Origin of the sequence: Thioclava sp. DLFJ5-1 (assembly GCF_002020115.1) — a bacterium.
GTDB classification, from domain to species: Bacteria; Pseudomonadota; Alphaproteobacteria; order Rhodobacterales; family Rhodobacteraceae; genus Thioclava; species Thioclava sediminum.
Window position 1 is genome coordinate 303,423 of record NZ_MPZU01000002.1, and the last position, 26,078, is coordinate 329,500.

Here is a 26,078-nt window from a genome sequence, read left to right on the forward strand (position 1 = left end):
TCTGATCTCAAATCAGGGTCGCCCGGATCGCCCGCGCCAGATGCGCCGAGGCGATGACACCGTCGATCAGCGGAACGCGGGTTCTCTCGAAGAGATCGGCGCGCAGATGCGACATGCCTGCGCATCCCATCGCAACAGCGCGCGCGCCTTCCTTCCCGGCTGCGGCGATCTCTTCGGAGAGGCGCACGCGGACAGGCTCGGATCCCTCTTCGACGGCCAGCACCGGGATCCCACTCGCGCGCACCGCGATGCACGCACCCGCAAGCCCGTACTGCGCGATGTTCTCCTCGAGGACCGGCACCGACACAGGCAAGGTCGTCACCACCGAGAACGCCCCGAACGCCAGCGCGCCGATCACATAGGCGGCCTGACCGATCCCGATCACCGGGCAATGGGCGGCGGCGCGCAGCTCCTCGAGCCCGGTATCGTCGAAACAGGCGATCACGATCAGATCGGCGCCAATCCCCTTCGCCTCGGGCAGCAGTTTCTTCAGCCCGATCACGGCATGCGCGCCATCCTCGGGCCCCTCGATGGCCGGTGGCCCCTCCGCATTCGTCCAGCCGACGATCTCGGCGTCCGGCAGCGCGGCCCGCGCAATGCCCACGATCTGATCGGTCATCGACGCCGTCGAATTCGGGTTGATGTAGAGAATGCGCATCGGGGATCAAACGCCTTTCCCGGCATCCGATCCAAGCCGGGCGCGCCGCCGTGCCATGACCCAGGCGGCGATCAGGAACGCCCCGATGATCAGCAGCGAAAACGCCGTGGTGAGCGTGCCCAGGGCATAGACCACGGGCGTCGTCACATTCGTCGTCATGCCGAAGATCTCGAGCGGCAGCGTGTTGTAGCTGCCCGCCGTCAGAAGCGTGCGCGCGAATTCGTCATAGCTCAGCGTGAAGCCAAACAGCGCCACACCGATTAGCGACGGCGCGATGATCGGCAGCACCACGAAGCGGACCGTCTGCCATGCGCTTGCGCCCTGATCGCGCGCGGCCTCCTCGAAGCTTTTGTCGAACCGGTTGAAGACCGCGAACATGATCAGTAGGCCGAAGGGCAGCGTCCATGTCAGCTGCGAGCCGAAACCCGAGGTCGCCCAATGCACCTTCAGCCCGAACTGGTTGAAGATCAGCCCCACGCCCAGCGAAATCAGGATCGAGGGGATCACCAGCGAGGCGATCGTCAGGTAGAAGAGGATGCCGGAGCCGGGGAATTTCTTGCGAAACGCGAGGCCCGCCATGACCGAGACGACGACCGTCGTCACCATGACCAACAGGCCGAGCATGAAGGACCGCCGGAACGCGCCCCAGATATCGCCCACGGCTTGCTGCTGGAACAGCTCGTGGAACCAGTTGAGCGACACGCCCCGCATTGGGAAGGTCAGCCCGCCTTCCGGCCCCTGAAAGCTCAGGATGCCGATGGTGATCGTCGGCCCGTAAAGGAACAGCACGAAAAGCGCGAAGATGACGGTCAGAACGTAGAAGCTGCGCGGACGTTTCTCCATGGCTCAGAGCTCCTTGCGGATGTTGACGAAGCGCAGCAGGATCCCGATCACGATCAGCACGGTACACAGCAGCACCACCGCCGTGGCAGCCGCGGACGGGTATTGCAGCAGCGCGATATCGTTGGAGATCAGCCGCCCCACATTGGCCCGCTGCGAGCCGGACATGAAGCGCACGGTGATGAAGTCGCCCATCACCAGCGTCAGCACGAAGATCGTGCCGATCATGATGCCGGGTTTGGTCAGCGGGATGATCACATGAACCAGCGTCTGGAACCCGCTCGCACCGTTGTCGCGCGCCGCCTCGATCAGGTTGCGGTCGATCCGCATCATCGTGTTGAAGATCGGCACGACCATGAACAGCGTGTAGAGATGCACGAAGGCGAGGATCACCGAGAAATCGGAATAGAGCAGCCACTCCAACGGCTGGTCGATCACGCCCCATGAGATCAGCGTCTGGTTCGCAATCCCGTTGCGCCCGAGGAACGGGATCCACGAGATCATGCGAATGATATTCGAGGTCCAGAACGGGATCGTGCACAGCAAAAACAGCGCGATCTGCATCGTCTGGCTGCGGATGTGAAAGGCGAGGTAATAGGCGACGGTGAAGCCGATCGCGAGCGTCATCGCCCATGTCAGGAAGGCGTATTTGAAGGTCGCGGCGAAGACCTTGTAGGTCACCGGCGAGCCGAACAGGAACTCGTAATTCTCAAAGCTGAAGGCGGGGATGATCGAGAACTCGGTCGCCTGCCAGAAGCTGACGATCACGATGGTGATGATCGGCGCGACCAGAAAGCCCAGCAGCACCACCGTCAGGGGCGCTGCCTGCAACCATCCCGTCACCGTCTCGCGGGTCACTTTCATCGCGATCCTGCCCTTCGACTTGGCTCAAATATCCTCGGGGGGGTGTGGGGGGCGGATAGCCCCCCACCACGGTCATCACGAGGCGATGAACTCGTTCCACTTGCGAACCATGTACTGGTTCTCGTCCATCACGGCGTTCCAGCACGCGACATGGCCCATTCGGTCGTAGAAGGAGCCGCCGTCGCGGGTCTCGCCGGCTTCGGCCAGCTTGTCGCCGGTCGGGCTGGTGATGACATCCGTCGCGGGCTTGCCTTCGAACCAGTAGCCCCACTCGTTGTCGGACATGAAGTCCTTCGAGGTTTCCGGCACGGCCGAGTAATAGCCCTGACGCATCAGGTAGCCGCCGACCCAGCCCGAGAGATACCAGTTGATGTATTCATAGGCCGCATCCAGCTCCATGCCCGAGAGCGACTTGGACAGGCCGAGACCGCCGCCCCAGCTGCGATAGCCCTCTTTCAGAGGCTGGTAGACGCAATCGATGCCGCGCGATTTCACCGCGGTGATCGCGGGCGACCACATCGACTGGATCACCACCTCGCCCGAGGCCATCAGGTTCACGCTCTCGTCGAAGGTCTTCCAGAAGGCGCGGAACTGGCCGTTCTTCTTCGCTTCGGTGAAGATCGCCATGGTCTTGTCGATCTCTTCGCGGGTCATGTTGCCCTTGTCGCCATACTGGATCTCGCCCATCGCCTCGCAGACCATGGCCATGTCCATGATGCCGATCGAGGAGATGTCGAGGATCGAGGCCTTGCCCTTGAACTCGGGGTTCAGGAGTTCCGTCCAGCTCTCAATGGGACGGCCGATCAGGTCGGGACGGATGCCCAGCGTGTCGGCGTTGTAGATGGTCGGGATCAGCGTCATCCAGCCGGTTTCACTCTCGGCGAAGGTGGTGCCGCCGGGGCCCTCGACGAAGCCCACGGTCGAGGGCGCGGTGCCTTGGGCGATCTCGCTCTCGGGCGTCAGCTTGCCGGATTTGAAGATGCCGACGATCTTGTCGTAATTCTTGATCTTTGAGGTATCCATCGCCTGCAGGTTGCCGGTCGGCCAGACCTTCTTGCAGATCCAGTATTCGATATCGGCGATGTCGAAGCTGTCGGGCTGGGTAGCCGCGCGCTGGGTCACCGCGTCGGAATCGAGCGCGGTCATCTCGAGCGTGAAGCCAAGGTCTTCCTTCACCTTGTTGGCCACGTCATTGAGGTTCGACACGCCCGTGCCGAACTGGCGCAGCGTGATGTTTTTGATTTCCTGCGCCCAGATCATCGGCGCGGGCAGGGCGGAGGCGCCAAGCGCGGCCGCTCCGGTTTTCAGAATCGAGCGGCGGGTATAACCGGTTTTCGACATTGTCACGTATCCCTCTGTTGGAGTGTCGATTTCAGGCACGGAGGCGGTGCAGCCGCCCCTCATCCCAAGCAAGGCGCACTTGCTCGCCCGGGTTTATGTTGTCGGAGTAGAAGGCCTCGTCGCTCATCAGCGCGATGATCGGCTCCTGACCCTCGGCCTGGGCCGTCACCGCGACGCGGTCGCCCTGATATTCGATCGCACTGACCGTCGCGGGCATCCCCTCGGGGCCAAGTCGCACCGCATCCGAACGGATCGCATGGAGTTTTCCGTCGAGCGTGACCACGTTGTGACCGCCCATGAAGCGCGCCACGAATTCGGTCCGGGGCGTGTTGAACACCTCGCGGGCCGGTCCGGCCTGTTCGATGACGGCGTTGTTCATGACCACGACCTCGTCGGCGAGCGCGAGCGCCTCGTCCTGCCCGTGGGTGACATGAAGGAAAGTGATGCCGAGCTCACGCTGCAGCCGCTTGAGCTCGGCAGGCATCCGCACCCTCAGGAAGGGGTCGAGTGCGGAAAGGGGTTCGTCGAGCAGCAGCACTTCCGGTTCGGTGACCAGCGCGCGCGCCAGCGCGACGCGTTGCTGCTGCCCACCGGAGAGCTGCGTGGGAAGACGCTCGGAGAGATGCGCCATATCGACGAGTTCGAGAAGCTCCATCGCCTTGGCATGGCGCGCGGTCTTGTCGACGCCCTTCATCCGCAGCGAGAAAGCGACATTGTCCTTGACCGAAAGGTGCGGAAAGAGCGCGTAGTTCTGGAACATCATCGCCGTGCCGCGCTTGGCCGGGGGCAGGGCGGAGACATCAACGCCGTTCAGGCGGATCGCGCCTTCGCTCACGCTTTCATGGCCCGCGATCATCCGTAGCGTCGAGCTCTTGCCGCAGCCCGAGGGGCCGAGCAGGCAGACATAGCTGCCCGGCGCGAAGACATGGTTGATCGCGTCCACCGCGACCGTGTCGCCGTACCGCTTCGTCAGATTCACCAGTTCGAGATCATGTGCCGTTCGCATCGCATCGCTTCCCTTCGATCTGGGTTCAGCCTTCGGTGCGAAGCGGACAGCTCGCCATCATTTTCCGAACTCACGGCGTCGTGAATCCGATCTTGCCTCGAATTTGAGCAGAAAAATTTTCTGCATGCGCAAATTTGCGACACAACATTGTATACAATCCGAATCGAAGCGATCCAGCTTGTCCTCCGCGGATCGCCCGAGGCATCGTGTGAGCGAAAGGACCTCAAGATGAACGACCCGCTCCCCGCTGCCCCGATGCCCGACACGATCGCCAATGATCTGGCGCTCGCGATCCACGAGCATCGTCTGATGCCGGGCACCAAGCTGTCGGAAGAGGAGCTGGGGGAGATCTATGGTGTCTCGCGGACCATCATCCGCGCCGCGCTGCAGCGGCTGGCCCATGACCGGCTGGTGGAGCTGAAGCGCAACCGCGGGGCCTATGTCGCGCAGCCCACCGTGCGAGAGGCGCGCGAGGTTTTCGAGGCGCGCGCTCTGCTCGAGCCGCGCACCGCGCGCTCAGCGGCGGAGCGGATCACCGAGGACGACCTCGCGGCCCTCCAGCGTCATATCGACGAAGAGCACGCGGCGATCGACGAGGGCGAGGCGGGCCGGGCGCTCTTTCTCTCGGGGCAGTTCCACCTCGAGATCGCACGGATTGCCGATCAGGCTACGATCACCGAATTCATCACCCAGCTGGTCGCGCGGTCTTCTTTGATCATCGCGCTCTATTGGCACCGGCGCGGGGCGCTTTGCGAAAGCCATGCGCACCATGCCTTGATGCGCGCCTTTGCGGAACGCGATGCCGACTTGGCGGAGGAGCTGATGAAAAATCACCTTCTCGACCTCCTCAGCTCTCTCGACTTGCGAAACCGCACGTCCGCCCCTGCCAGCTTGCGCGAGGCCTTGGGGGCATGATCCTGCGCAATGCCGATCTCTCAGAGCTGAAGACGGTTCTCGACTGGGCCGCCGCCGAGGGATGGAACCCCGGTCTCGCGGATGCCGAGGCGTTCTACGCAGCCGATCCCCAAGGGTTCTTCGTCGCGGAGGCGGATGGCGCGCCGGTGGCTGCGATCTCTGTGGTCAATCATGATGCGAAGAATGCGTTTCTGGGGCTCTACATCTGCAAGCCCGAAGTCCGGGGGCAGGGCATCGGGTTCGCCCTGTGGCAACATGCGCTGCGCCATGCGGGAGATCGCAGCGTCGGCCTCGATGGCGTGGCCGCGCAGCAGGACAATTACGCGCGTTCCGGGTTCCGACGTCAGGGCGCGAGCTTGCGGCTCACGGGCATGCTTTCGCGCGAAGACGACACAGGCGTCGTGCTGGCCGAGCCCTCTGACCTGGAGCACCTCATTGCGCTTGATGCGCAGGCATCTGGCGTGCGGCGAGACGCTTTCCTGAGCTGCTGGCTCGCCCCCGGCCCATCTCGCCAGACGGTCTGGCTCAGCGATGGCACAGGCTTCGCGACCGTGCGGCAATGTCGCGAGGGGCTCAAGATCGGGCCGATCATTGCCGTGCGGAGTGACGATGCAATGCGGCTGGCACGCGCCGCGGCGCACCGCTTTCCGACTGCGCCCGTCTCAATCGATCTGCCTGAGAGCAACGCGATGCTCAGGGCCCGTCTGTCGGACTGTGGCTTCACCCCGGCTTTCGAGACGGCGCGCATGTATCGCGGCACCGCTCCGAAGACGACGGCATCCTTGCAGGCCATCGCAACGATGGAGCTTGGTTGAGCGCGCATCGACGTAGGTCAGACGCGGGGCGTTTGGCCGCCTGTTCTGTCATAGATGCGTGCTGTTCGCTCAACGTCGCGCGCCGCGGTACGCGACCCGCTACGCTGCAGATTGTGCCGAAAGGGGCCGATGCAACCCGACCGAGCGAGCGATGACGTTTCAATTGTTCGTGTATCCGAAGCGACCGGCATGCTTGCGAGGCGCAGCGCATCCGACCTCCCACCATCTGCGACTTCGTGAAGTAGGGCCAAGAAACATTGAGATTTCGCACCGTGTCTCCTGCGTTTCCAAGTGCGCCCTGATGAATTTTCCGAGGGCGCCCTGCGTCGCTATCGACACATGCCAGCGCGTTTAACCGATGCTTAACTCAAGTGTCGTTGAAGCAAGGGGAGAAGCACAGTATCGCTGAGGCTATCCAGACAAAAAGAAGACCGGACCTCCGCGAAGCAGGCATTTTTCCGCGAAAGGGATTTTGATGACGATGGGACGTATTCTGGCGGCGACGGCTTTGACCTCGCTTGCCGTCACACAGGTGCATGCACAGGATCTCACTCAACGGATCGCGCTCGCGGGTCGCACGACGGTCTCCTACGGTCTCGCGCAGGCTCCCGCCGCCGCGCCCGGTTCGCCTGATACCACTTCGGGAAATACTGCGGACACTGCCGCGGCCAGCACGACATCGGTGACCGGCTCCAACAGCATGCTCTTGCTCCTTGGCCTTGGTGTGGTGGGGCTGGCCGCCGCTGCGGGGGGAGGAGGAGGCGGGTCCTCGAGCTCATCCGGCTCCTCGAGCAACACCCAGCCGCCACCCTCGGGCAACGCGCCGTATACCGGCACTGGCGGCAGCGTCAGCAGTTTTGAGACTGACGAGTATTATGCAAGCGGCGGCCTTGCGCAGACCGAGGCAGCCTATCGCTACGCCGAGGGGGCCTATGGGCTGGGAACGCTCGTGTCGATCTACGATTCCGGCGCGGATGTGACCCATCCCGATCTCGCTGGCAACATCGATGGCGCGCTCTCCTACAGCTATTTCGACAACACCTCTGACGTCACCGACACCGACGGGCACGGCACGCATGTGGCCGGGATCGTTGCCGGTGTGCAGAACGGGCAGGGGATCGAGGGGATCGCCTGGGGGTCCAAGCTGATGATCCTGCAAGGCGTCGGAGGCTCGGTGCCTGCGGGCAGCTACGCCGATGCGGTCACGCGCTCGGTCAATGCCGGTGCGGTCTCGATGAACAACAGCTGGGCCTATGTCGACGGCAATAACAAGACACTCACGATCGACCAGTTTTCGAGCGCCGACCAGATCCGCCAACAGCTTGGGTCGGCCACCATCGACTCGCTCGACGCGGCGGCAAAGGCGGGCATGGTCAGCGTGTTCGCCGCGGGCAATGACGGTGGAGCCAATCCGAGCCTGATGGCGGGCCTGCCGGAGTATTTTCCGGAAATGGAAGGCTCGATCCTTGGTGTCGTGGCCGTGGACAGCAACCACCAGATCGCCAGTTTTTCCAACCGCTGTGGCGAGGCGATGAATTACTGTCTCGCCGCGCCGGGCGTGGATATCCTCTCGACCTACCCGAGCGATCTCGGGAGCGATTACGCCTATATGAGCGGGACCTCGATGGCGACGCCCTATGTCACCGGCGCGGTCGCGGTGCTCAAGAGCGAGTTCCCCGAGCTCACCGGTCAGCAAATCGTGCAGATCCTCGAAAACAGCGCGACCGATCTCGGTGCGGTGGGGATCGACCCGATCTATGGCTGGGGCGAGCTCAATCTCCGGCAGGCTCAGGCACCGGCCGGAACGCTGAAAGTCGAGACGACGAGCTCGCTCGACGGCCCGTCCGTGCCGGCAACCCAGAGCACGATCAGCGCAACCCGCGGTGTCGCAGGCGCGCTGCGCGCGACACTCTCCAATCAGCGGATGATCGTCACGGATGCCTATGATCGCGGCTATCACGTGGCGGCGAGCAGCTTCGTGGCCGACTATGCCGATGCCCGCGCCGCGCAGGCCTCCACCGAGACTTTCGCGATGGGGGCGACCGCTCCGGTCAATTTCAGCGCAGGCACCGGTACCCTGTCGCTGTCGCATGGCGATAGCTCCGCGATTGCCGGAACGAAATGGGTCGACAGTGCCGCGATGGCCGCGCCCTATCTGAAATCTTTCGACACCGACTCCGCGCTTCACTACGAAATCGGTCTCGGCGATGGCGTATCGGCCTCGATTTCGCAGGCAGGCGGCGGCGCGGGCGATGTTAGCTCGCAATATATCGCCGGTTCGCTCAATGCCCGGTTCGGGGCCAGCACGCTTTCGATGACCGTCGGCAATCTGCACGAAGACGGCGGTTTCCTGGGCACCTCGGTGGGGGGCGCGTTTGGCGGCGGGCTTTCGAGCAATACCCATTTCGTACAGCTTGGGATGAATGTCGCTCTCGGAGACGGGGCAACTCTCGAGCTTACGGCCGCCAATGGCAGCTCCAGCTTCTCCGGGAACGGTTTGCTCCAATCCGGCAGCGGGCTGAGGTCGAACGCCTATGCCGTAGGCCTGAGCAAGACCGGTTTTCTGACCGGGGACGACCGCATCACTGTCGGGGTTTCGACGCCGATCGCGCTCGCCTCGGGGAAATTGACGATGAGCGTTCCGACCGCTGTCGGCGCAGCCGTCGGAAATACGCGGTCCGAAAAGGTCGTGATGACAACAGCCTCGGTGAATATCGAAAGCGCGGCCCCCCAGACCGACCTGCAGATCGGCTATTCGCGCAAGGCCGGGATCGGGCGACTCGGTGCCGGGCTCGTCTACGAGCCGGGGCAGAGTTCGGCGATGGGGGTTTCGCTGGGATGGACGGCGCGTTTCTGATCCGGGCGGGATGTCCCCGAACGACTTGCCGTCGTGAAATCCACGTGTCTAAGGACTTCGCTTACTGACGCGAGCGCGACACACGCTGTCTTCGATAGTCTCAGCGCCCCTGCAAATCCTCAATGCTGCGGCTGCACCTGTCTCAGCCGCGAGACAGATGATGCATTCCACCAGCGCAGAGCGGCTATGCGCAGGGCGCGCGGTTGGGCAGTCTGATCTCCATGGCGCGCAGCCCTGTCGGTTGCGTTCAATCTGGGAGGAAGACCAATGGCCAACGATATGGCACCTGAATTCAAGGGCGTTTCGGTTTCGCCGTTCCGCGACCGTTATGACAACTTCATCGGCGGCAAATTCGTGCCCCCGAAAAACGGCAAATATTTCGACAACATCACCCCGATCACCGGCGGCAAGGTTTGCGAAGTCGCCCATTCGTCGGCGGAGGATATCGAAGCCGCGCTCGATGCTGCCCATGCCGCGAAAGACGCCTGGGGCAAGACTTCGGCTGCCGAGCGCTCGAACGTGCTTCTCAAGATCGCCGACCGGATCGAGGAAAATCTCGACCTGATCGCCGCCGCCGAGACCTGGGACAACGGCAAGCCGATCCGTGAGACCACGGCGGCCGACATTCCGCTCGCCGTCGACCATTTCCGCTATTTCGCGGGCGTTCTGCGCAGCCAGGAAGGCACGATGTCGGAGATCGACAACGACACCGTCGCCTATCACTTCCACGAGCCGCTGGGCGTCGTGGGTCAGATCATCCCGTGGAACTTCTCGGTGCTGATGGCGGCATGGAAACTGGCGCCGGCTCTGGCGGCGGGCAACTGCATTGTGCTGAAACCGGCCGAGCAGACCCCGGCGGCGATCCTCGTCGTGATGGAAGTCATCGCCGACCTGCTGCCCGATGGTGTCCTGAACATCGTCAACGGCTATGGCGCGGAAGTCGGCGCGGCGCTCGCGAGCTCCTCGCGTATCGCCAAGATCGCCTTCACCGGCTCCACAGCGACGGGCCGCAAGATCATGCAGGCCGCGACCGAGAACCTGATCCCGGTCACGCTGGAACTGGGTGGCAAATCGCCCAACATCTTCTTCTCGGACGTGATGGCTGAGGATGACGCCTTCCTCGACAAGGCGGTCGAAGGCTTCGTGCTGTTTGCCTTCAATCAGGGCGAGGTTTGCACCTGCCCGAGCCGCGCGCTCATTCAGGAAGACATCTACGAGAAGTTCATGGAGCGCTGCATCGCCCGCGTCGAAGCCATCAAGCAGGGCGACCCCCGCGCGATGGAGACGATGGTCGGTGCGCAGGCCAGCCAGGAGCAGCATGACAAGATCATGTCCTATCTGAGCATCGGTCGCGAAGAGGGGGCCGAGGTGCTGACCGGCGGTGACGCCGCGCGCTTCAACGGCGATCTGGCGAACGGCTTCTACATCCAGCCGACGATCCTGAAGGGCCACAACAAGATGCGGGTCTTCCAGGAGGAAATCTTCGGCCCGGTGGTGTCGGTCACGACCTTCAAGGACGAGGCCGAGGCGCTCGAGATCGCGAATGACACGATGTACGGTCTTGGCGCCGGTGTCTGGACCCGTGACGGCTCGCGTGCCTATCGCTTCGGGCGCGGCATCGAGGCCGGTCGTGTCTGGGTCAACAACTACCACGCCTATCCGGCCCACGCGGCCTTCGGCGGGTACAAGCAGTCGGGCATCGGGCGCGAGACCCACAAGATGATGCTCGATCACTACCAGCAGACCAAGAACATGCTGGTCAGCTACAATCCGAACAAGCTCGGGTTCTTCTGATAGGGTTTACCTCCCCAAACCCCGGGCCGCGTCTGCAAAGGCGCGGCCCTTTTTCATGTCTCTGGGTCGGGGAAGATCGGGCAGGCGGCCTGTCCCGGCACGGGTCAGCTCGCGCGGCGGAAGGCGTTAGGCGTGCTGCCGGTGCCCGCTTGGAAGGCGCGGGAGAAATAGCCCGGGCTGCGATAGCCCAAGAGCTGCGCGATATCCTTGATCGGGACGGGCGTGTCGCGCAGCAGGCGGCGCGCCTCGTAAAGCCGTCGCTCCTGCATCAGTTCCAATGCGGATTTCCCGCAGGCATCGCGGCAGGCGCGCGACAGATGCGTGGGCGTGACGCCCAACTCGCGCGCGATATCCGCGACCGGCGTTCCCGCGCGATACTCGCGCTCGACCAGAACGGCGTAGCGCGTGACCAGACGGCGCGCAGCGCTCGGGCGGATCGCCTCGTTTGCATTGCTCGCGATCTGCCGCTCGAGCCAGACGCTCAGCAGGCCCAGATGACTGCGCAGCGCGCGGTCGGCGGCAGGGCGCGTGCTCTCGCTCTCGCGCTGGATCGCCTCCAAGATCGAGCCGATCTCGCCCTGCGCGATCGCTTCGCGGATCCGCAGGTGATGGGCGGCGGGCGGCAGAGTGATGTCGGTGTCGCGGCCGAAGAACAGCGCCTGACCGTGAGTCTGGTTGGAAATCTCGAAGCCGTGCATCACGCCCGGCGGAATGAAGATCGCGTTATTGGGGCCGTAGCCGCGGGTCACACCGCCCAGTGTGATCCGGCCTTGTCCGCGCGAGAACCACAGCAGGCAGGGTTCGGAATGGGCGCGCATCGCCTCCACCCGCCAGCGCCCGCCCTTTGCCAGATGCGCGATCTGCACCAGCCGCGGCTCACTCGGGGGGCTCGGCAGGTCGCTCGCGGTCGGCGCCGGGCCGGGTGAGCCGCTTGCGCCGGGCTTCACGGTTTTGGCCTGCGAGAGCTGCGAAAGGGGCGGTGTCGAAAAGAGCTTCACGATGCTTTGATCCTACGCGATTTCGGCGGGAGGATAGCCCGCAACTCTCGCGTGAACCAAGGAATTTTCCACAGAATCCCGGGCACCCAGTTGCCGCAGGGTCACAGTCTACGTGATCTTGTGCCACGCCTTCATGCGGCCACGAAACCAAGTGCGCTGGCGCTTGGCATATTGGCGACTTGCCGCCTGTGCGCGCTCTCGCGCCTCGCTCAGATCGAGCTCGCCATGCAGATGCGCGATCAGTTCCGGCGCCCCGATCGCCTTCGCCCAGAGCGCGTTCGGATCCCAGATCGGCTCCACCGCGCGGACCTCGTCGAGCGCACCCTGTTCGAGCATCAGATCGAAGCGGCGGTCGATGCGCTCTGCCAGCCAGTCGCGATCCGGATCGAGGTGAAGCGGCGCCACGGCGTCGAGCGGCAGGAGGGGCGGCGGGGTGCGGGCCTGCCACGTGGCGAGCCCCTCACCGGTGGCACGCAGCACCTCCCAGGCGCGCTGGACGCGCATCGGGTTCTGCGCGTCGATCTTCGCGCGGGTCGCATCGTCGAGCTCGTCCAGCATCCCGGCATGACCCTCCGAGAGCCGCCGCTCGTCGGCCTTGGCGCGGATTTCCGGCGGCGTTTCAGGGATTTCTGCCAGGCCTTGCGTCAGGGCGGTGAAATAGAGCCCGGTGCCGCCCACGATGATCGGGCGCGCCCCGCCTGCGTGAAAGGCCTCCAGATACGGGGTGACGTCGCGCAGCCAATGGCCGACGGAATAGTCGGCGCCGGGATCGAGATGACCGTAGAGCGCATGCGGCGCGCGGGCCTCTTCCTCGGGCGAGGGGCGCGCGCTCAGCACCCTCCAGCACGACCAGACCTGCAGTGCGTCGGCATTGATCACCACGCCGCCCTCGGCTTCGGCGATCGACAGCGCCAGCGCCGATTTTCCGCACGCCGTCGCTCCCGCGATCAGCACGGGCGTTCGCGGCGATATTTCGGGCAGGGCAGGCGGCATCGGCGGCTCTTGCAGGCTTTCTGGCGGGCTCGGGGCTCTACGCTTTCGCAAGAGGTTGAACCCCGGCTCTATTTGGATCATTTTGCGCGCCAATGACAACAGCCCATCGGAGGATCAGATGAGCACCGAGACGCATCCCGCGGCCAAATACAATCGCGTGCTACTGAAGATCTCGGGTGAGGCGCTGATGGGCGATCAGGGCTACGGCCTGCATCCGCCGACCGTCTCGCGTATAGCGCATGAAGTTAAATCGGTGCGCGATCTGGGCGTCGAGATCTGCATGGTAATCGGCGGCGGCAACATCTTCCGCGGGCTTGCGGGCTCGGCTCAGGGGATGGAGCGCACGACGGCCGACTACATGGGGATGCTCGCGACGGTGATGAACGCACTGGCGATGCAATCCGCGCTGGAAGGCCTCGGCGTTTTCACCCGCGTGATCTCGGCTATTCCGATGGATCAGGTCTGCGAGCCCTATATCCGCCGCCGCGCGGTGCGCCACCTCGAGAAGAAGCGGGTCTGCATTTTCGCCGCCGGCACCGGCAACCCCTATTTCACGACCGACACGGCCGCCACGCTGCGCGCCAACGAGATGTCCTGCGAGGCGATCTTCAAGGGCACCAAAGTCGACGGCGTCTATGACAAGGACCCGCAGAAATTCGATGACGCCAAGCGGTACGATACCGTCAGCTACGACGAAGTTCTGCAAAAGAACCTCGGTGTGATGGATGCCTCGGCGATCGCGCTCGCACGCGACAATAACAAGCCGATCATCGTGTTCTCGCTTGACGAGCCGGGTGGCTTCCGCGGCATTCTGGCAGGCGAGGGCACCTACACCAAAGTGCAGGGCTGAGCGCCGCGCGACGGTCACAAATGCTAGTTTTCGCCTGCGAGCTGCGCTAAAGCTCGGCCCGAGGCTCAACAAGAACGGGGAAATACCCAATGTCCGACGATTTCGAGATCGACACCGATGACCTTGCACGCCGCATGGATGGCGCGATGAGCGCGCTCAAGCATGAATTCGCGTCGCTGCGCACGGGCCGCGCCTCGGCCTCGATGGTGGAGCCGGTTCAGGTCGAAGCCTATGGCCAGATGACCCCGATCAACCAGGTCGGCACCGTGAACGTGCCCGAGCCGCGGATGGTCACGATCAACGTCTGGGACAAGTCGATGGTCGGCAAGGTCGAGAAAGCGATCCGCGAATCCGGTCTGGGCATCAACCCGCAGACCAACGGCACGATCATCATGCTGCCGATCCCGGAGCTGAACGAGGAACGCCGCCGCGAGCTGACCAAGGTCGCCGCTCAATATGCCGAGCACGCCCGCGTCGCGATCCGCAACGTGCGCCGCGACGGCATGGACCAGATCAAGAAGGCCAAGGCCGACGGCATGTCCGAAGACGACGTGAAGATCTGGGAGAGCGAGGTTCAGGACATGACCGACGCGCATATCGCCAAGGTCGACAAGGCGCTCGAAGACAAGCAAGCCGAGATCATGCAGGTCTGAGGCTTTTGCCTCAGTCCCCCTGCGTCTTGAGCGAAAAGGATCACATCGCCGATGGCCCCTAGCATTCCCGACATCGCCCAGACCCCGCAGGGGCATGAGGGGGGCGCCCCGGCGCCGCTGCATGTCGCGATCATCATGGATGGCAACGGCCGGTGGGCCACCCAGCGGGGCTGGCCGCGTCTGGCCGGTCACCGCAAGGGGGCCGAGCAGATCAAGAAGGTCGTGCAGGCCGCGCCCGATCTCGGCATCCGCTACATGACGATCTACGCCTTCTCGACGGAGAACTGGAAGCGCTCGACGCAGGAAGTTCTCGGGTTGATGAAGATGTTCCGGCTGATGATCAAACGCGAGGCGGCGGAGCTGTCGCGTCAGGGCGTCGAGCTGCGCTTTATCGGCGACCGCACGCCGCTCGACCCGCTGCTGCGCGAGACGATGGACGCGATCGAGACCCGCACCAAGGGCAATTCCAAGCTGACGCTGGCGGTTGCGATCAATTACGGCGGGCGCGACGAGCTGAAACGCGCAGCGCAGTCGATTGCGCGCGACGTCGCCGAGGGCAAGATCACGGCCGACGAGGTGGACGAGGCGATGATCTCGTCGCGGCTCGACAGCGCCGGCATGCCCGACCCCGATCTGGTGATCCGCAGCTCCGGCGAGACGCGGACCTCGAACTTCCTGCCGTGGCAGGCGGCCTATTCGGAATATGAATTCACGCCGACGCTCTGGCCCGATTTCACGCCGGACGAGCTGTCCGATATTCTCGATCGGTTTGCCGGGCGCGAGCGGCGCTTCGGCGGGGTCGCCTCGTGACGGAGACGCCGCGGACCGGCAAATGGGGCGATCTCGTCCCGCGGCTTGCCTCCGGGCTTGCGATGGTCGCGATCGGGCTCGCCGCGATCTGGTGGGGCGGACCCGTCTTCGCGGCGCTCTCGGTGCTTGTGACGGGTCTGATGATCTGGGAGCTCACCGCGATGCTGCGCCCCGAACGCCCCGGCAAGGCGGTCGGTCTGGGGCTGGTGGCGGCGGCTGCACTGACGTTCGTCCTCGCCATCCATGAGCCTTATGGCCTGCTTTATCTGCTGATCGTTCCGATCATGGCGGCGGTGATCTGCACCGGGCGGCGCTGGCTTGGCGCGGGCTATGCGCTGGCGATCATGCTGACGGGCTATGGGCTTGTCGCGCTGCGCGAAGGGGCGGGACTTGGCGCGATCACATGGATCGTCGCGGTGGTCGTTGTCTCTGATATCATGGGATATTTCGTGGGCCGCACGGTGGGCGGGCCGAAATTCTGGCCCAAGGTCAGCCCAAAGAAAACATGGTCGGGCACGGTCGGCGGCTGGGTCGGTGCGGCGCTGGTGGGCTTTCTCTTCGCCCAGATGGGCGGCGGGCTCGCGATGATCTGGATCTCGCCGCTTCTGGCCTTTGCAGGCCAGCTGGGCGACATCGCCGAAAGCGCGATCAAGCGCGCGACCGGCGTGAAGGACAGCTCCTCGCTGATCCCGGGCCATGGCGGCGTGCTGGACCGCTTCGACGCGCTGACCGGCGCGGTCGTGTTCCTGATGCTGATCTCGCAGGTGATGACCCTGCCGCTGACGGAAGGCTGAACGATGCGGAAGGTTTCGGTCTTCGGGGCGACCGGCTCGATCGGCGAAAGCTGCTTTGATCTGCTGATGGCGCAGGGCGGGGCGGAGGCCTACGACGTGGTCGCGCTCAGCGCAGGCCGCAATGTCGCACGGCTGGCCGAGCAGGCCGTGGCGCTGAAGGCCGATCTGGCCGTGACGGCCTTCGACGAGTGTCTGCCCGCGCTACGCGATGCGCTGGCCGGGACCGGGATCGAGGTGGCCGCCGGGTCGCAGGCGCTGATCGAGGCGGCGTATCGCCCGGCGGATTGGGTTCTGTCGGGTATCGTCGGCGCGGCGGGGCTCGCCCCGGGTTTCGCGGCGCTCTCGCAAGGCGCGACACTGGCGCTGGCCAACAAGGAATCTCTGGTGACCGCGGGCCCCTTGCTGATGGCCGAGGCGCGCGCACATGGCGCCACGATCCTGCCGGTCGACAGTGAGCATTCCGCGATTTTCCAGGGGCTCGTCGGCGAGGATATCGCCGCGGTCGAGCGGGTGATCATCACCGCCTCGGGCGGTGCGTTCCGCGACTGGCCGATGGAGAAACTCGCCCATGCCACCGTGGCCGAGGCCTCGGCACATCCGAACTGGGACATGGGTCAGCGGATCACGATCGACTCGGCGTCGATGTTTAACAAAGCCTTGGAAGTCATTGAGGCGAAAGAGTTCTTCGGCTTCGCGCCGGAGCAGATCGAAGTCCTCGTCCATCCGCAGAGCATCGTCCATTCGCTGGTCGGGTTCCACGATGGCGGGCTGATGGCGCATATGGGCGTGCCCGACATGCGCCACGCGATCGGCTATGCGCTGAACTGGCCCGCGCGCAAACCGCTGCCGGTGGAGAAGCTCGATTTGGCGAAGATCGGACAGCTCGATTTCCGCACCCCGGATCTGGAGCGGTTCCCCGCCCTGCGGCTGGCGCGCGAGGTGATGGAAACCGGCGGTCTGGCGGGCACCGTGTTCAACGCCGCCAAGGAAGTCGCGCTCGATCTTTTCATCGCGGGCCGGATCGGATTTCTCGACATGGCCACGCTGGTCAAGAAGGCTCTGGGCGAGATGTCGCGGGACCAGGGTCTTGGAATCGCCGCAAAAGACCTCGATATGGTTCTGAGCTGCGACGCCGAAGCGCGGGCGCGCGCGATGGCGATTTGTGAACACGGAAGGATCTGAGTTTTGGACCTGCTGCCCCAATTCGGCAATCTGCTCTATACCGTGGTGGCCTTCGTCGTCGCGCTCTCGATCATCGTCGCGGTGCATGAATATGGCCATTACATCATCGGGCGGATTTCCGGGATCAAGGCGGAGGTCTTCTCGCTCGGCTTCGGGCCGAAGCTGATCAGCCGCGTCGACAAGCATGGCACGCGCTGGCAGATCGCCGCCGTGCCGCTTGGCGGCTACGTCAAGTTTCTGGGCGATGCGAATGCGGCCTCTGCCGGGGTCGACTCGGAGGAAATGGCCCATCTGAGCCCCGAGGAACGCCGCCACACGATGCACGGCGCGCCGCTTTGGGCACGGGCTGCGACCGTGGCGGCCGGGCCGGTCTTCAACTTCATCCTGTCGATCTGCGTGATCGCGGGGCTGAGCCTCTGGACGGGGCAGGCCACCGAGACGCCCGCGATCCAGACCGTCGTGGCGCTGCCCGGCGGGTCGGGCGATCTGCAGCAGGGCGACGTGATCGACGCGGTGGCGGGCAAGCCTACGCCGGATTATCAGGCGCTGTCCGATGTGGTCGATCAACTGCCCGCAGGGCCGACGCTCGATTACACCGTGACCCGCGACGGCAGCAAAACCGACGCGACGGGGCCGCAGCTTTTCCCGGCGCGGTTTGCGGGCGTTCAGCCGGGCTCTGCCGCCTATGATGCCGGGCTGCGCGCGGGCGACGTGATCACCGCGATCGATGGCAAGCCGGTCTATCGCTTCGTCGATCTGCAGGACGCGGTGAAGGCGGGCGAGGGCAAGGCGGTCTCGCTCGATATCTGGCGGCCCGAGGGTGATGCGGGCAAGACCTTCTCCGTGACGCTGGCGCCGCGCCGCACCGATCTGCCGGTGGGCGACGGGCAGTTCGAGACGCGCTTCCTGATCGGGGCTACGGGCTCGTTCATGTTCGAGCCGGTGACTCAATCGGTCGGTCCCGTCGATGCGCTGGTGGGCGGCGCGCGGCAGACCTGGGGCATCATCACGCAATCGGTCTCGGGCATTCAGGCGATGATCGCGCAGCGGATTTCCAGCTGTAACCTGACCGGCGCGCTGCGCATTGCCGAGACCTCGGCGGCGGCTGCGAAATCGGGTGTGCTCGATTTCATCTGGTTCATCGCAGTTCTGTCGACGGCAGTGGGCTTCCTGAACCTCTTCCCGATCCCGGTGCTCGATGGCGGGCATCTGATGTTCCACCTTTACGAGGCGATCACGGGCAAGCCGCCCTCCGATCAGCTGATGAATGTCTTCATGTCGATCGGGCTGGCGCTGGTACTGACGCTGATGGTCTTCGGGCTCTGGAACGACCTGACCTGCTGAGCGGGGAATGGCCGGGGCCCGTGACGGCGGTGACGGCCCAGATTTCGCCACAATTGCCTCGCAATGCGGTCATGAAGACAGGGTAGGGAACTCTTAGCGCAAATCGCGCGAAGGAGACCGCTCATGTCCGAGATCATCGCGCATCACTATCGCGAACTTCGCCCGTTGGTGGAAATCGTCGGGGACCGGCTGCTGTTCATCGCAGCGGTTCTGGTCGCGCTGTTCGGCGCGGCGCTGATCGGTGTTCAATTGATCGACATTCTCGGCGGCGACGCGTCCAGCTTCCAGCGCATCTGAGCCGGTCCGAAAAGGGCACGAAACGCCCGCAAAACTCGTTCTTCGTCGATCCCGGGGCCGCCTTCGCGGCCCTTTCTTTCGTGGCAAGATGATCGCGCTCCACAAAATCTCGGGTCTGAGCCCCCATCCCAGCTTTGACATCGCTTACGCCCTTCGGTACGACCCTTATCAAAGGGAAAAAGTGAACTTCCGGCGGGAGAGGGCGATGTCTATGAGCGTGCAAACTATGCTGAGACTCTGTGCGACGCGAAAGGCACTGCGGGCCAGCGTAGTATTTCCAGCAGTTGCAATGAGTTGCCTTGCGGTTCCCGTGATCGCTCAGGCGCAGCAATACAGTTTCTCCCAGGTGGTGATCACCGGTAACGAGCGCGTCGACGCGGCGACGATTCTGTCCTTCGCCAGAATCGCCCGTAATCAGGCCGTCACCGCCGCCGATCTCAATGCCGCTTACCAGCGTTTGACGAATTCCGGCCTGTTCGAGAATGTGGCGATCACGCCGCAGGGCAACACGCTCAAGATCGCCGTGACCGAATATCCGACGATCAGCGTGATCAATTTCGAAGGCAACAAGATCATCAAGGACGAGCAGCTCGCGACGATCATTCAGGCGAAGCCGAACCGCGTCTACAATCCCGCCCAGATCGAAGCCGACGCCCAGCGTCTGGCGCGCGCCTATTCCGAGGATGGCCGCATGGCCGCCCGCGTGGTGCCGAAGGTCATTCGCCGCGACAATAACCGCGTCGACGTCGCCTTCGAGATCAAGGAAGGCAAGGTCACCTCGATCGAGCGCGTGACCTTCACCGGCAACCGCTCCTATTCGGACCGTCGTCTGCGTCAGGTGCTCGAAACGAAGCAGGCGGGGATCTTCCGCACCTTCGTGAAGAACGACACCTTCAACGCGAACCGGATCCCGGTCGACCGTCAGAAGCTGATCGATTTCTATCAGGCGCGCGGCTACAAGAACGTTCAGGTCACGGGTGTGTCCTCGCAAATGTCGCGCCAGCGCGATGCGTTCTTCATGACCTTCAACATCATCGAAGGGCAGAAATACCACTTCAACTCGATCAACACGACTTCCGAGATCGACGGCGTCGCGCCTGACGATTTCGCGCCGCTTACCAAGATCCGCCAGGGTCAGACCTTCTCGCCGAAAGCGATCGAGCTTGCCGTGACCCGGATGGAGCAGCTTGCGATCAAGAAGGGCATCCAATTCGCCCGCGTCGAGCCGCGCATCACTCAAGACCCGCGTACGCAGTCGGTCAATGTCGATTTCGTGCTGGTCCGTGGTCCGCGCGTCTTCGTGCAGCGCATCGACATCGAGGGCAACACCGCGACGCTCGACCGGGTGGTCCGGCGCGAGTTCCGGACGGTTGAAGGCGACCCCTACAACCCGCGTGAGATCTCGAACGCCGCCGACCGCATCCGCGGCACCGGCTACTTCAAGTCGGTCGACGTGAACACGAAACCGGGCTCGAGCTCCGATCAGGTCGTCGTCGACGTGAACGTCGAAGAGCAGCCCACCGGCTCGCTCGGCTTCGGCGCCTCCTATTCGAATTCGGACGGGATCGGTTTCAACGCCTCGTTGGAAGAGAAGAACTTCCTCGGTCGCGGGCAGTATCTCGGCGTGTCGATCGGCACGACCAAGGACAATAACAGCTCCAGCTTCCGGTTCATCGAGCCGGCGTTCCTCGGACGTGACGTGGCGCTGAAGTTCTCGGCCGCCTATGCGACCTCGAGCTCGGCGTCGAACACCGCTTACGACACGCGCCGCATCAGCGTCGAGCCGGCACTGGAATTCCCGGTCTCCGAGCGCGGCCGTCTGCAGGTGAGCTACAAGATCGGCGAAGACACGTTGAACAACGTGCCGAGCGACTCCTCGGCAATCCTGCTGAACGAAGAAGCCGACAAGGGCACGCAGCGTTACAGCGGCCCGGGTCTGCGCTATAGCTACGATACGTCGCGCGAACAGATCGACCCGCGCTTCACCTGGCGTTTCAACGTCGATCAGCAGTTCTGGGGCCTTGGCGGTGACGTGAAAGGCGGCCAGACCACCGCGAAGATCGTCGGCGAGCGTAAGATCTTCAACGAGGAAGCGACGCTGCGCGCCTCGCTCGAAGGTGGCGCGATCGACGCCACGGGCGGCTCGACGATCCTGCAACGCTTCTCGGGCAGCCAGATCCGCGGCTTCGAGAGCTATGGCATCGGTCCGCGTGATCAGGATGCCGGGAATACCGACGCGCTTGGCGGTAACTACTACTGGGTCGGCAAGGTCGAAGCCGAATTCCCGATCGGTCTGCCCGAGGAATACGGCATCACCGGCGGCGTGTTCTGGGACGTGGGCTCGGTCTGGGGTCTGGACGACACGACTGGGACCGGCGGCAACGAAGTCGACGACTCGATGCATGTCCGCTCGGCGGTCGGTGTCTCGATCTTCTGGAAATCCGCGATCGGTCCGCTGCGTCTGAACTTCTCGCGGGCGATCAAGAAAGAAAGCTACGACAAGACCCAGAACTTCGATCTGTCGCTTTCCACGCAGTTCTAAGGGCGCGCGATGCGTCTGAGCAGCGTCACCGCTTCCTTCATTGCAGCCGCGCTGGCCTTCGGGCCCGGCGCGGCTGTCGCGCAATCGGCGGTGCAGACACCCCACACGCAGGCGCCTGCAGCCGGGCCGCGCGTCCAGCAGAGCGCGGTCCTCACCCTCGATTGGGAGCGGCTTTACGACAACTCGCTGTGGGGCAAGCGGGTGCAATCCGAGATCGAGTCCGCGTCGAGCGCGCTGCGCAAGGAAAACGACCGGATCGCCAGTCAGCTCGAGGCAGAAGAGCGCAAGCTCACCGAGGAGAGGCTGACGATGCCCTCGGATCAGTTCCAGCAAGCCGCCGATGCCTTCGACACGCGGGCGACCGATATTCGCAAGGCCCAGAAGGCCAAGGCCGATGCGATCCAGCGCCAGTTGAATCAGGAACACCAGACCTTCGTGCAGACCGTGGTGCCGCTGCTCGACGAGGTGCTGAAGGCGCGCGGCGCAGTCGTGGTGCTCGATTCCCGCGCGATCATCCGCGGGCTCGCGCAGGCCGATGTGACGGCCGAACTGGGCGCGCGGGTCGACAAGGAAATCGGTGACGGGGCCGGGCGCGTGACGCCCTTGGTTCCGCCGACGTCGAACGGGGGCTCGGCGGATGCGGCTCAAGGTGCGCCCGCGACGCCGGACCAGCCTGCTTCGAACCAGCCCGCTTCGGGCCAATCGTCAAGCGGCGCAGGCGCGGATCAAAGCGGCGAGGCAGGTGTATTTGTCGACAGCAGCCCCAACTCCGCAGGCAAATCGGGCGGCAATTCCACGCTCGACGGGGCGACCCGCGACGCGCCCGGTCTGCCGCTTGGCCTGCCGGTCGTGAATGGCACTCAGGGCACGCAAAGCGACGCCACGACGGCGCAATAGCAGACGCGCGCTGCTTGCCAAGCGGGGCCGCGATTGCTAGCAACAATCCAAAAGCGACGATCGCGTGATGCGGCAAACTGATACCGCCGCAGGCGCAGTGCGCCCAAGAACGAGGACAGCTAATGACCGAACCCGCCCCCTATACCGAAGCCGATCTGTCGCTCATCAAGCGCATCATTCCGCATCGGTATCCGTTCCTGCTGATCGACAAGGTGCGCGACATCGTCCCGAACAAGGGCGCGGTCGGCATCAAGAACGTCACCGCGAACGAGCCGCATTTCCAGGGCCACTTCCCGGAAGAGCCGATCATGCCCGGTGTCACCATCGTCGAGGCGATGGCGCAGACCTCTGCCGTGGTGGTGGGGATTTCGCTCGACGTGATCGACAAGCCGCTGCTGACCTATTTCATGGGCATCGACAAGTGCAAGTTCCGCCGCAAGGTGGTGCCGGGCGACGTGCTCGAACTGCATGTCACCGTGAAGCGCGGCGGCGGCAAGATCTGGAAATTCGAAGGCCGGGGCACGGTGAATGGTGAATTGGCGGCCGAAGCCGAGTTCACCGCCATGATGGACCTTCAGGGCTGAATGCATGAGCATTGACCCAAGCGCGCAGATCCACGCGTCCGCGGTGATCGAACCCGGCGCGGTGATCGGTCCGGACTGCCGGATCGGCCCGTTCTGCGTGGTCGGTCCCGAGGTAGTGCTGGGCCGGGGGGTGTCGCTGCAAAGCCATGTCGTGCTGCAGGGTGCGACCGAGATTGGCGAGGAGACGCAGATCTTTCCCTTCGCTTCGCTCGGCCAGATCCCGCAGGATCTCAAATTCAAGGGCGAGAAGACGCGGCTCAAGATCGGCAAGCGCAACCGCATCCGCGAATATGTCACGATGAACACCGGGACGGATGGCGGCGGCGGACTCACTCAGGTGGGCGATGACGGACTGTTCATGTCGTCCTGCCATGTCGGGCATGACTGCAAGATCGGCGACCGTGTGATTCTGGTAAATTCCGTGGCGCTCGCGGGGCATTGTCAGCTCGAGGATGACGTCATCGTCGGCGGCCTGTCGGGTGTGCACCAATTCGTCCGCATCGGGCACGGCGCGATCATCGGCGCGCTTTCGATGGTGACGGCGGATGTGATCCCGCATGCCTTGGTGGCGGGACCGCGCGCGGGGCTCGAAGGGTTGAACCTCGTGGGGCTGAAACGCCGTGGCACGCCGCGCGAGGAAATCTCCGCGCTGCGCAAGACCGTCGAGGCGCTTGGCCAGGGCAGCTTCCGCGAAAGCGCCCGGACCCTCTCGGAAGAGGGCGTCGAGGGCGAATTGGCGCGCGAAGTGCTCGATTTCATCCTCGGCCCGTCCGACCGCAGCTTCCTGACGCCCGGCAAATGAGCGGGGGCACGCATACCGCGCTGATCGCCGGGGCTGGCCGTTTGCCCGCGATCCTGACCGAGGCTGCGCCGGATATTCTGGTCTGCGAGATGATCGGCGCGCCTTGCGATCTGGACGGCGAGCATCTGCGCTTCCGGATCGAGCGGCTGGTGCCGTTTCTCGACGAACTGGCCGATCGCGGGATCGAGCGGGTGGTGTTCGCGGGCGCGATGCAGCGTCCGGCGATCGATCCCGAGCAGTTCGATCCCCGCTCGGCGCAGCTGGTGCCGCGGCTCGCGATGGCGATGCAGGCGGGCGACGATGTGACGCTGCGTGCGGTGATCGAGGTCTTCGAGGAATTCGATCTGGAGGTCGTCGGCGCGCATGAGATCGCGCCCGCGCTGCTGCCCGAGGCAGGCGTGCTGTGCGGCAAACCGTCGGTCGTGGACGAAGAGGATGCCGAGCGCGGGGCCGAAATCGTGGCCGCGCTTGGGGCGTCGGATATCGGTCAGGGCGCAGTGGTCGGGCGCGGGCTTTGCCTTGCGGTCGAGACCCTGCCGGGTACCGATGCGATGCTGGATTTCGTGCGTCACCACAAAGGCTTGCGCGGCGATCTTAAAGCGGTGAAAGGGGTCTTCTACAAGGCGCCGAAACCCGATCAGGACCGTCGTGCCGATCTGCCTGCCATCGGCGTCGAGACGGTCAAGAACGCCGCCGCCGCTGGCCTTTCAGGGATCGCTTTCGAGGCGGGCGGCGTGATGCTCTTGGACCGCGACGCGGTCATCGAGGCCGCCGAGGCAGCGGGCCTCTTTCTTTGGGCGCGAGCGTCATGAGGCTCTACGTCATCGCGGGCGAGGCATCGGGCGACAAGCTCGGCGGCGCCCTGATGGCGGGGATCAACGGGCTTGCGCCGGGCGTGGACTGGTCCGGCATCGGCGGCGAGGAAATGGGCGCACAGGGGCTGACCAGCCTTTTCCCGATGGAAGAACTGTCGGTCATGGGGCTTATGGAGGTCCTGCCGAAATACCGCCATCTGAAACGGCGCATCGCCGAGACGGCGGATCATGTGATCGAGAGCGGTGCCGAAGCGCTGATCACCATCGACAGCCCCGATTTCTGCCTCCGCGTGGCGCGGCTGGTGAAAGAAAAATGCCCTGATCTCAAAGTGATCCACTATGTCGCGCCCTCGGTCTGGGCATGGCGTCCGGGGCGCGCGGCGAAGATGGCGCAGGTGGTCGATCATGTCCTTGCGCTGCTGCCTTTCGAGCCGCCCTACATGGAAGCCGCCGGGATGAGCTGTGATTTCGTGGGCCATCCCGTCGTGGCCGAGCCGCGCGCGACGGGGGCCGACGCGGCGGCCTTCCGCGAGACCCATATGATCGGCGAGGAACAACCGCTCGCGCTGTGTCTGCCGGGCTCGCGGCGCGGCGAGGTCAAGCGGCTTGGGGCGCGCTTCGACGAGGCGCTGATGCAGCTGCGCGACCGCGAGCCTGGGCTGCGGGTGGTGCTGCCGACGGTGCGGGGCGTCGCGCCGATGGTGCGCGAGATGACGGCGCGCTGGCCGGTCGCCCCGATCGTGGTCGAGAATGCCGATGACAAGCGCGCGGCCTTTGCTGCTGCCGATATCGCGCTGGCGGCCTCGGGCACGGTCAGTCTGGAACTGGCGGCGAACCGGGTGCCGATGGTGATCGCCTATGACGCGAATTTCCTGACCTGGCACGTGATCTCGCGGATGCTCAAGATCGACACGGTGACGCTGGTCAATCTGGTCTCCGAGACGCGGGTGATCCCGGAATTCCTCGGGCCCGATTGCAAGCCGCGTGACATTTCGGCGAAGATGCTGGAATTGCTGGAAGAAGACGCGGCCCGCGACGAGCAGATGGCCGCGATGGAAGAGGTGATGCGCCGTTTGGGCGAGGGCGGCGAGCCGCCCGGCCTGCGCGCGGCGCGTTCGGTTCTGGAGTTTCTCGGGAGGGCGTGATGCGCGTCTTTTTGACTGTTTTTCTGACAATCTGGGCCGGGGCCGCCTTGGCCGAGACCGATCCCGCGCAGCTTTTCGCGCAATCCTGCGGGCGATGTCATCGCGATGCGGTCAGGATGGTCGCAAAGATCGACTGGGCCGCAGATGCGCAATCGCCCGAGGCGCGGCGCGACTGGTTCGACGATTTCATGGTGCGTCACCATTCACCCGATCCAGACAGCCGCGCGGCGATTGCAGAATGGCTGGCAGGGCTCGCCTCGTAAGGCGACCCCTGCCGAGGGG

25 protein-coding genes are annotated in these 26,078 nt (G+C 64.4%); 18 read left to right on the plus strand and 7 right to left on the minus strand.

The genetic code is table 11. The features are described 5' to 3' along the window. Positions 1-7: 7 nt before the first annotated feature. The 5 genes from BMI86_RS08800 to BMI86_RS08820 form a co-directional block, all read right to left on the minus strand. The gene (locus BMI86_RS08800; RefSeq protein ID WP_078540807.1) at positions 8-658 is read right to left on the minus strand and encodes an aspartate/glutamate racemase family protein; all 651 of its coding nucleotides are present in this window, start codon (positions 656-658) and stop codon (positions 8-10) included. Between the two features lie 6 nt (positions 659-664). Further along, positions 665-1,501, minus strand: a complete 837-nt coding sequence (locus tag BMI86_RS08805) for an ABC transporter permease (RefSeq protein ID WP_078540808.1) — start codon at positions 1,499-1,501, stop codon at positions 665-667. Positions 1,502-1,504: 3 nt separating this feature from the next. Further along, positions 1,505-2,362, minus strand: a complete 858-nt coding sequence (locus BMI86_RS08810; protein ID WP_078540809.1) for an ABC transporter permease — start codon at positions 2,360-2,362, stop codon at positions 1,505-1,507. A 75-nt stretch (positions 2,363-2,437) separates the two neighbouring features. After that, positions 2,438-3,703, minus strand: a complete 1,266-nt coding sequence (locus BMI86_RS08815) for an extracellular solute-binding protein (protein WP_078540810.1) — start codon at positions 3,701-3,703, stop codon at positions 2,438-2,440. Between the two features lie 31 nt (positions 3,704-3,734). Continuing rightward, a complete protein-coding gene (locus BMI86_RS08820; RefSeq protein WP_078540811.1) occupies positions 3,735-4,709 on the minus strand; it encodes an ABC transporter ATP-binding protein in 975 nt (324 codons plus the stop codon). A gap of 228 nt (positions 4,710-4,937) precedes the next feature. Between BMI86_RS08820 and BMI86_RS08825 the strand changes: the two genes are divergently transcribed. The 4 genes from BMI86_RS08825 (at position 4,938) to adh (ending at position 11,090) form a co-directional block, all read left to right on the plus strand. Further along, positions 4,938-5,624 carry a GntR family transcriptional regulator gene (locus BMI86_RS08825; RefSeq protein ID WP_078540812.1) on the plus strand — a complete coding sequence of 229 codons (687 nt, stop codon included), beginning with the start codon at positions 4,938-4,940 and terminating at the stop codon, positions 5,622-5,624. Beyond that, complete coding sequence (locus tag BMI86_RS08830; RefSeq protein WP_078540813.1) at positions 5,621-6,439, plus strand: GNAT family N-acetyltransferase; 819 nt, start codon at positions 5,621-5,623, stop codon at positions 6,437-6,439. The genes BMI86_RS08825 and BMI86_RS08830 overlap by 4 nt, the downstream gene beginning before the upstream one ends. A gap of 481 nt (positions 6,440-6,920) precedes the next feature. Beyond that, on the plus strand, positions 6,921-9,296 hold the full coding sequence (locus BMI86_RS08835) for a S8 family peptidase (RefSeq protein WP_168173821.1): 2,376 nt from the start codon (positions 6,921-6,923) through the stop codon (positions 9,294-9,296). A gap of 267 nt (positions 9,297-9,563) precedes the next feature. After that, positions 9,564-11,090: an aldehyde dehydrogenase gene (gene adh, locus BMI86_RS08840; RefSeq protein WP_078540815.1), complete on the plus strand. Its 1,527-nt coding sequence runs from the start codon at positions 9,564-9,566 to the stop codon at positions 11,088-11,090. Between the two features lie 104 nt (positions 11,091-11,194). Here the strand turns inward: adh and BMI86_RS08845 are convergent, their stop codons facing one another. Both BMI86_RS08845 and miaA read right to left on the minus strand, forming a co-directional pair. After that, complete coding sequence (locus BMI86_RS08845) at positions 11,195-12,088, minus strand: helix-turn-helix domain-containing protein (RefSeq protein WP_078540816.1); 894 nt, start codon at positions 12,086-12,088, stop codon at positions 11,195-11,197. Between the two features lie 108 nt (positions 12,089-12,196). Then, positions 12,197-13,081, minus strand: a complete 885-nt coding sequence (miaA, locus tag BMI86_RS08850) for a tRNA (adenosine(37)-N6)-dimethylallyltransferase MiaA (protein ID WP_143594745.1) — start codon at positions 13,079-13,081, stop codon at positions 12,197-12,199. A gap of 118 nt (positions 13,082-13,199) precedes the next feature. On the opposite strand from miaA, the gene pyrH reads away from it, so the two are divergent. From pyrH to BMI86_RS08915, 14 genes are all read left to right on the plus strand, one after another. Then, positions 13,200-13,931: a UMP kinase gene (gene pyrH / locus BMI86_RS08855; protein ID WP_078520757.1), complete on the plus strand. Its 732-nt coding sequence runs from the start codon at positions 13,200-13,202 to the stop codon at positions 13,929-13,931. 89 nt (positions 13,932-14,020) lie between these two features. Continuing rightward, positions 14,021-14,584 (plus strand): ribosome recycling factor, encoded by a 564-nt coding sequence (frr, locus tag BMI86_RS08860; protein WP_078540818.1) that lies wholly within the window; start codon positions 14,021-14,023, stop codon positions 14,582-14,584. 51 nt (positions 14,585-14,635) lie between these two features. Further along, positions 14,636-15,394: a polyprenyl diphosphate synthase gene (gene uppS, locus BMI86_RS08865; protein ID WP_093477136.1), complete on the plus strand. Its 759-nt coding sequence runs from the start codon at positions 14,636-14,638 to the stop codon at positions 15,392-15,394. Next, positions 15,391-16,188, plus strand: a complete 798-nt coding sequence (locus BMI86_RS08870; RefSeq protein WP_279627338.1) for a phosphatidate cytidylyltransferase — start codon at positions 15,391-15,393, stop codon at positions 16,186-16,188. Before uppS ends, BMI86_RS08870 begins: the two co-directional genes overlap by 4 nt. Before the next feature lie 3 nt (positions 16,189-16,191). Then, a complete protein-coding gene (gene dxr / locus BMI86_RS08875) occupies positions 16,192-17,370 on the plus strand; it encodes a 1-deoxy-D-xylulose-5-phosphate reductoisomerase (RefSeq protein WP_246831675.1) in 1,179 nt (392 codons plus the stop codon). Between the two features lie 3 nt (positions 17,371-17,373). Then, complete coding sequence (gene rseP / locus BMI86_RS08880; RefSeq protein ID WP_246831676.1) at positions 17,374-18,714, plus strand: RIP metalloprotease RseP; 1,341 nt, start codon at positions 17,374-17,376, stop codon at positions 18,712-18,714. 123 nt (positions 18,715-18,837) lie between these two features. Beyond that, a complete protein-coding gene (locus BMI86_RS21235; protein ID WP_165756949.1) occupies positions 18,838-19,011 on the plus strand; it encodes a hypothetical protein in 174 nt (57 codons plus the stop codon). Between the two features lie 289 nt (positions 19,012-19,300). Beyond that, positions 19,301-21,553: an outer membrane protein assembly factor BamA gene (bamA, locus tag BMI86_RS08885; protein ID WP_143594746.1), complete on the plus strand. Its 2,253-nt coding sequence runs from the start codon at positions 19,301-19,303 to the stop codon at positions 21,551-21,553. Positions 21,554-21,562: 9 nt separating this feature from the next. Beyond that, entirely contained in the window at positions 21,563-22,450 is an 888-nt protein-coding gene (locus BMI86_RS08890) for an OmpH family outer membrane protein (protein ID WP_078540822.1), read from the plus strand. A 122-nt stretch (positions 22,451-22,572) separates the two neighbouring features. Further along, entirely contained in the window at positions 22,573-23,034 is a 462-nt protein-coding gene (gene fabZ, locus BMI86_RS08895; RefSeq protein WP_078520753.1) for a 3-hydroxyacyl-ACP dehydratase FabZ, read from the plus strand. Positions 23,035-23,038: 4 nt separating this feature from the next. Next, positions 23,039-23,836, plus strand: a complete 798-nt coding sequence (lpxA, locus tag BMI86_RS08900) for an acyl-ACP--UDP-N-acetylglucosamine O-acyltransferase (protein ID WP_078540824.1) — start codon at positions 23,039-23,041, stop codon at positions 23,834-23,836. Next, positions 23,833-24,648: a UDP-2,3-diacylglucosamine diphosphatase LpxI gene (gene lpxI, locus BMI86_RS08905; protein WP_078540826.1), complete on the plus strand. Its 816-nt coding sequence runs from the start codon at positions 23,833-23,835 to the stop codon at positions 24,646-24,648. Before lpxA ends, lpxI begins: the two co-directional genes overlap by 4 nt. Continuing rightward, positions 24,645-25,796 carry a lipid-A-disaccharide synthase gene (gene lpxB, locus BMI86_RS08910; protein ID WP_078540828.1) on the plus strand — a complete coding sequence of 384 codons (1,152 nt, stop codon included), beginning with the start codon at positions 24,645-24,647 and terminating at the stop codon, positions 25,794-25,796. The genes lpxI and lpxB overlap by 4 nt, the downstream gene beginning before the upstream one ends. Next, positions 25,796-26,059: a hypothetical protein gene (locus BMI86_RS08915; protein ID WP_078540830.1), complete on the plus strand. Its 264-nt coding sequence runs from the start codon at positions 25,796-25,798 to the stop codon at positions 26,057-26,059. Before lpxB ends, BMI86_RS08915 begins: the two co-directional genes overlap by 1 nt. Positions 26,060-26,078: the final 19 nt, after the last annotated feature.

Bases quoted from the DNA above. Each gene is read 5' to 3' on its own strand.
- BMI86_RS08800 (WP_078540807.1), bottom strand. From the start codon at position 658: ATGCGCATTCTCTACATCAACCCGAATTCGACGGCGTCGATGACCGAT.
- dxr (WP_246831675.1), top strand. From the start codon at position 16,192: ATGCGGAAGGTTTCGGTCTTCGGGGCGACCGGCTCGATCGGCGAAAGC.
- fabZ (WP_078520753.1), top strand. From the start codon at position 22,573: ATGACCGAACCCGCCCCCTATACCGAAGCCGATCTGTCGCTCATCAAG.
- BMI86_RS08810 (WP_078540809.1), bottom strand. From the start codon at position 2,362: ATGAAAGTGACCCGCGAGACGGTGACGGGATGGTTGCAGGCAGCGCCC.
- BMI86_RS21235 (WP_165756949.1), top strand. From the start codon at position 18,838: ATGTCCGAGATCATCGCGCATCACTATCGCGAACTTCGCCCGTTGGTG.
- BMI86_RS08820 (WP_078540811.1), bottom strand. From the start codon at position 4,709: ATGCGAACGGCACATGATCTCGAACTGGTGAATCTGACGAAGCGGTAC.
- adh (WP_078540815.1), top strand. From the start codon at position 9,564: ATGGCCAACGATATGGCACCTGAATTCAAGGGCGTTTCGGTTTCGCCG.
- BMI86_RS08805 (WP_078540808.1), bottom strand. From the start codon at position 1,501: ATGGAGAAACGTCCGCGCAGCTTCTACGTTCTGACCGTCATCTTCGCG.
- lpxI (WP_078540826.1), top strand. From the start codon at position 23,833: ATGAGCGGGGGCACGCATACCGCGCTGATCGCCGGGGCTGGCCGTTTG.
- bamA (WP_143594746.1), top strand. From the start codon at position 19,301: ATGAGTTGCCTTGCGGTTCCCGTGATCGCTCAGGCGCAGCAATACAGT.
- lpxB (WP_078540828.1), top strand. From the start codon at position 24,645: ATGAGGCTCTACGTCATCGCGGGCGAGGCATCGGGCGACAAGCTCGGC.
- BMI86_RS08815 (WP_078540810.1), bottom strand. From the start codon at position 3,703: ATGTCGAAAACCGGTTATACCCGCCGCTCGATTCTGAAAACCGGAGCG.
- pyrH (WP_078520757.1), top strand. From the start codon at position 13,200: ATGAGCACCGAGACGCATCCCGCGGCCAAATACAATCGCGTGCTACTG.
- BMI86_RS08915 (WP_078540830.1), top strand. From the start codon at position 25,796: ATGCGCGTCTTTTTGACTGTTTTTCTGACAATCTGGGCCGGGGCCGCC.
- miaA (WP_143594745.1), bottom strand. From the start codon at position 13,081: ATGCCGCCTGCCCTGCCCGAAATATCGCCGCGAACGCCCGTGCTGATC.
- BMI86_RS08830 (WP_078540813.1), top strand. From the start codon at position 5,621: ATGATCCTGCGCAATGCCGATCTCTCAGAGCTGAAGACGGTTCTCGAC.
- BMI86_RS08835 (WP_168173821.1), top strand. From the start codon at position 6,921: ATGGGACGTATTCTGGCGGCGACGGCTTTGACCTCGCTTGCCGTCACA.
- frr (WP_078540818.1), top strand. From the start codon at position 14,021: ATGTCCGACGATTTCGAGATCGACACCGATGACCTTGCACGCCGCATG.
- uppS (WP_093477136.1), top strand. From the start codon at position 14,636: ATGGCCCCTAGCATTCCCGACATCGCCCAGACCCCGCAGGGGCATGAG.
- BMI86_RS08890 (WP_078540822.1), top strand. From the start codon at position 21,563: ATGCGTCTGAGCAGCGTCACCGCTTCCTTCATTGCAGCCGCGCTGGCC.
- BMI86_RS08825 (WP_078540812.1), top strand. From the start codon at position 4,938: ATGAACGACCCGCTCCCCGCTGCCCCGATGCCCGACACGATCGCCAAT.
- lpxA (WP_078540824.1), top strand. From the start codon at position 23,039: ATGAGCATTGACCCAAGCGCGCAGATCCACGCGTCCGCGGTGATCGAA.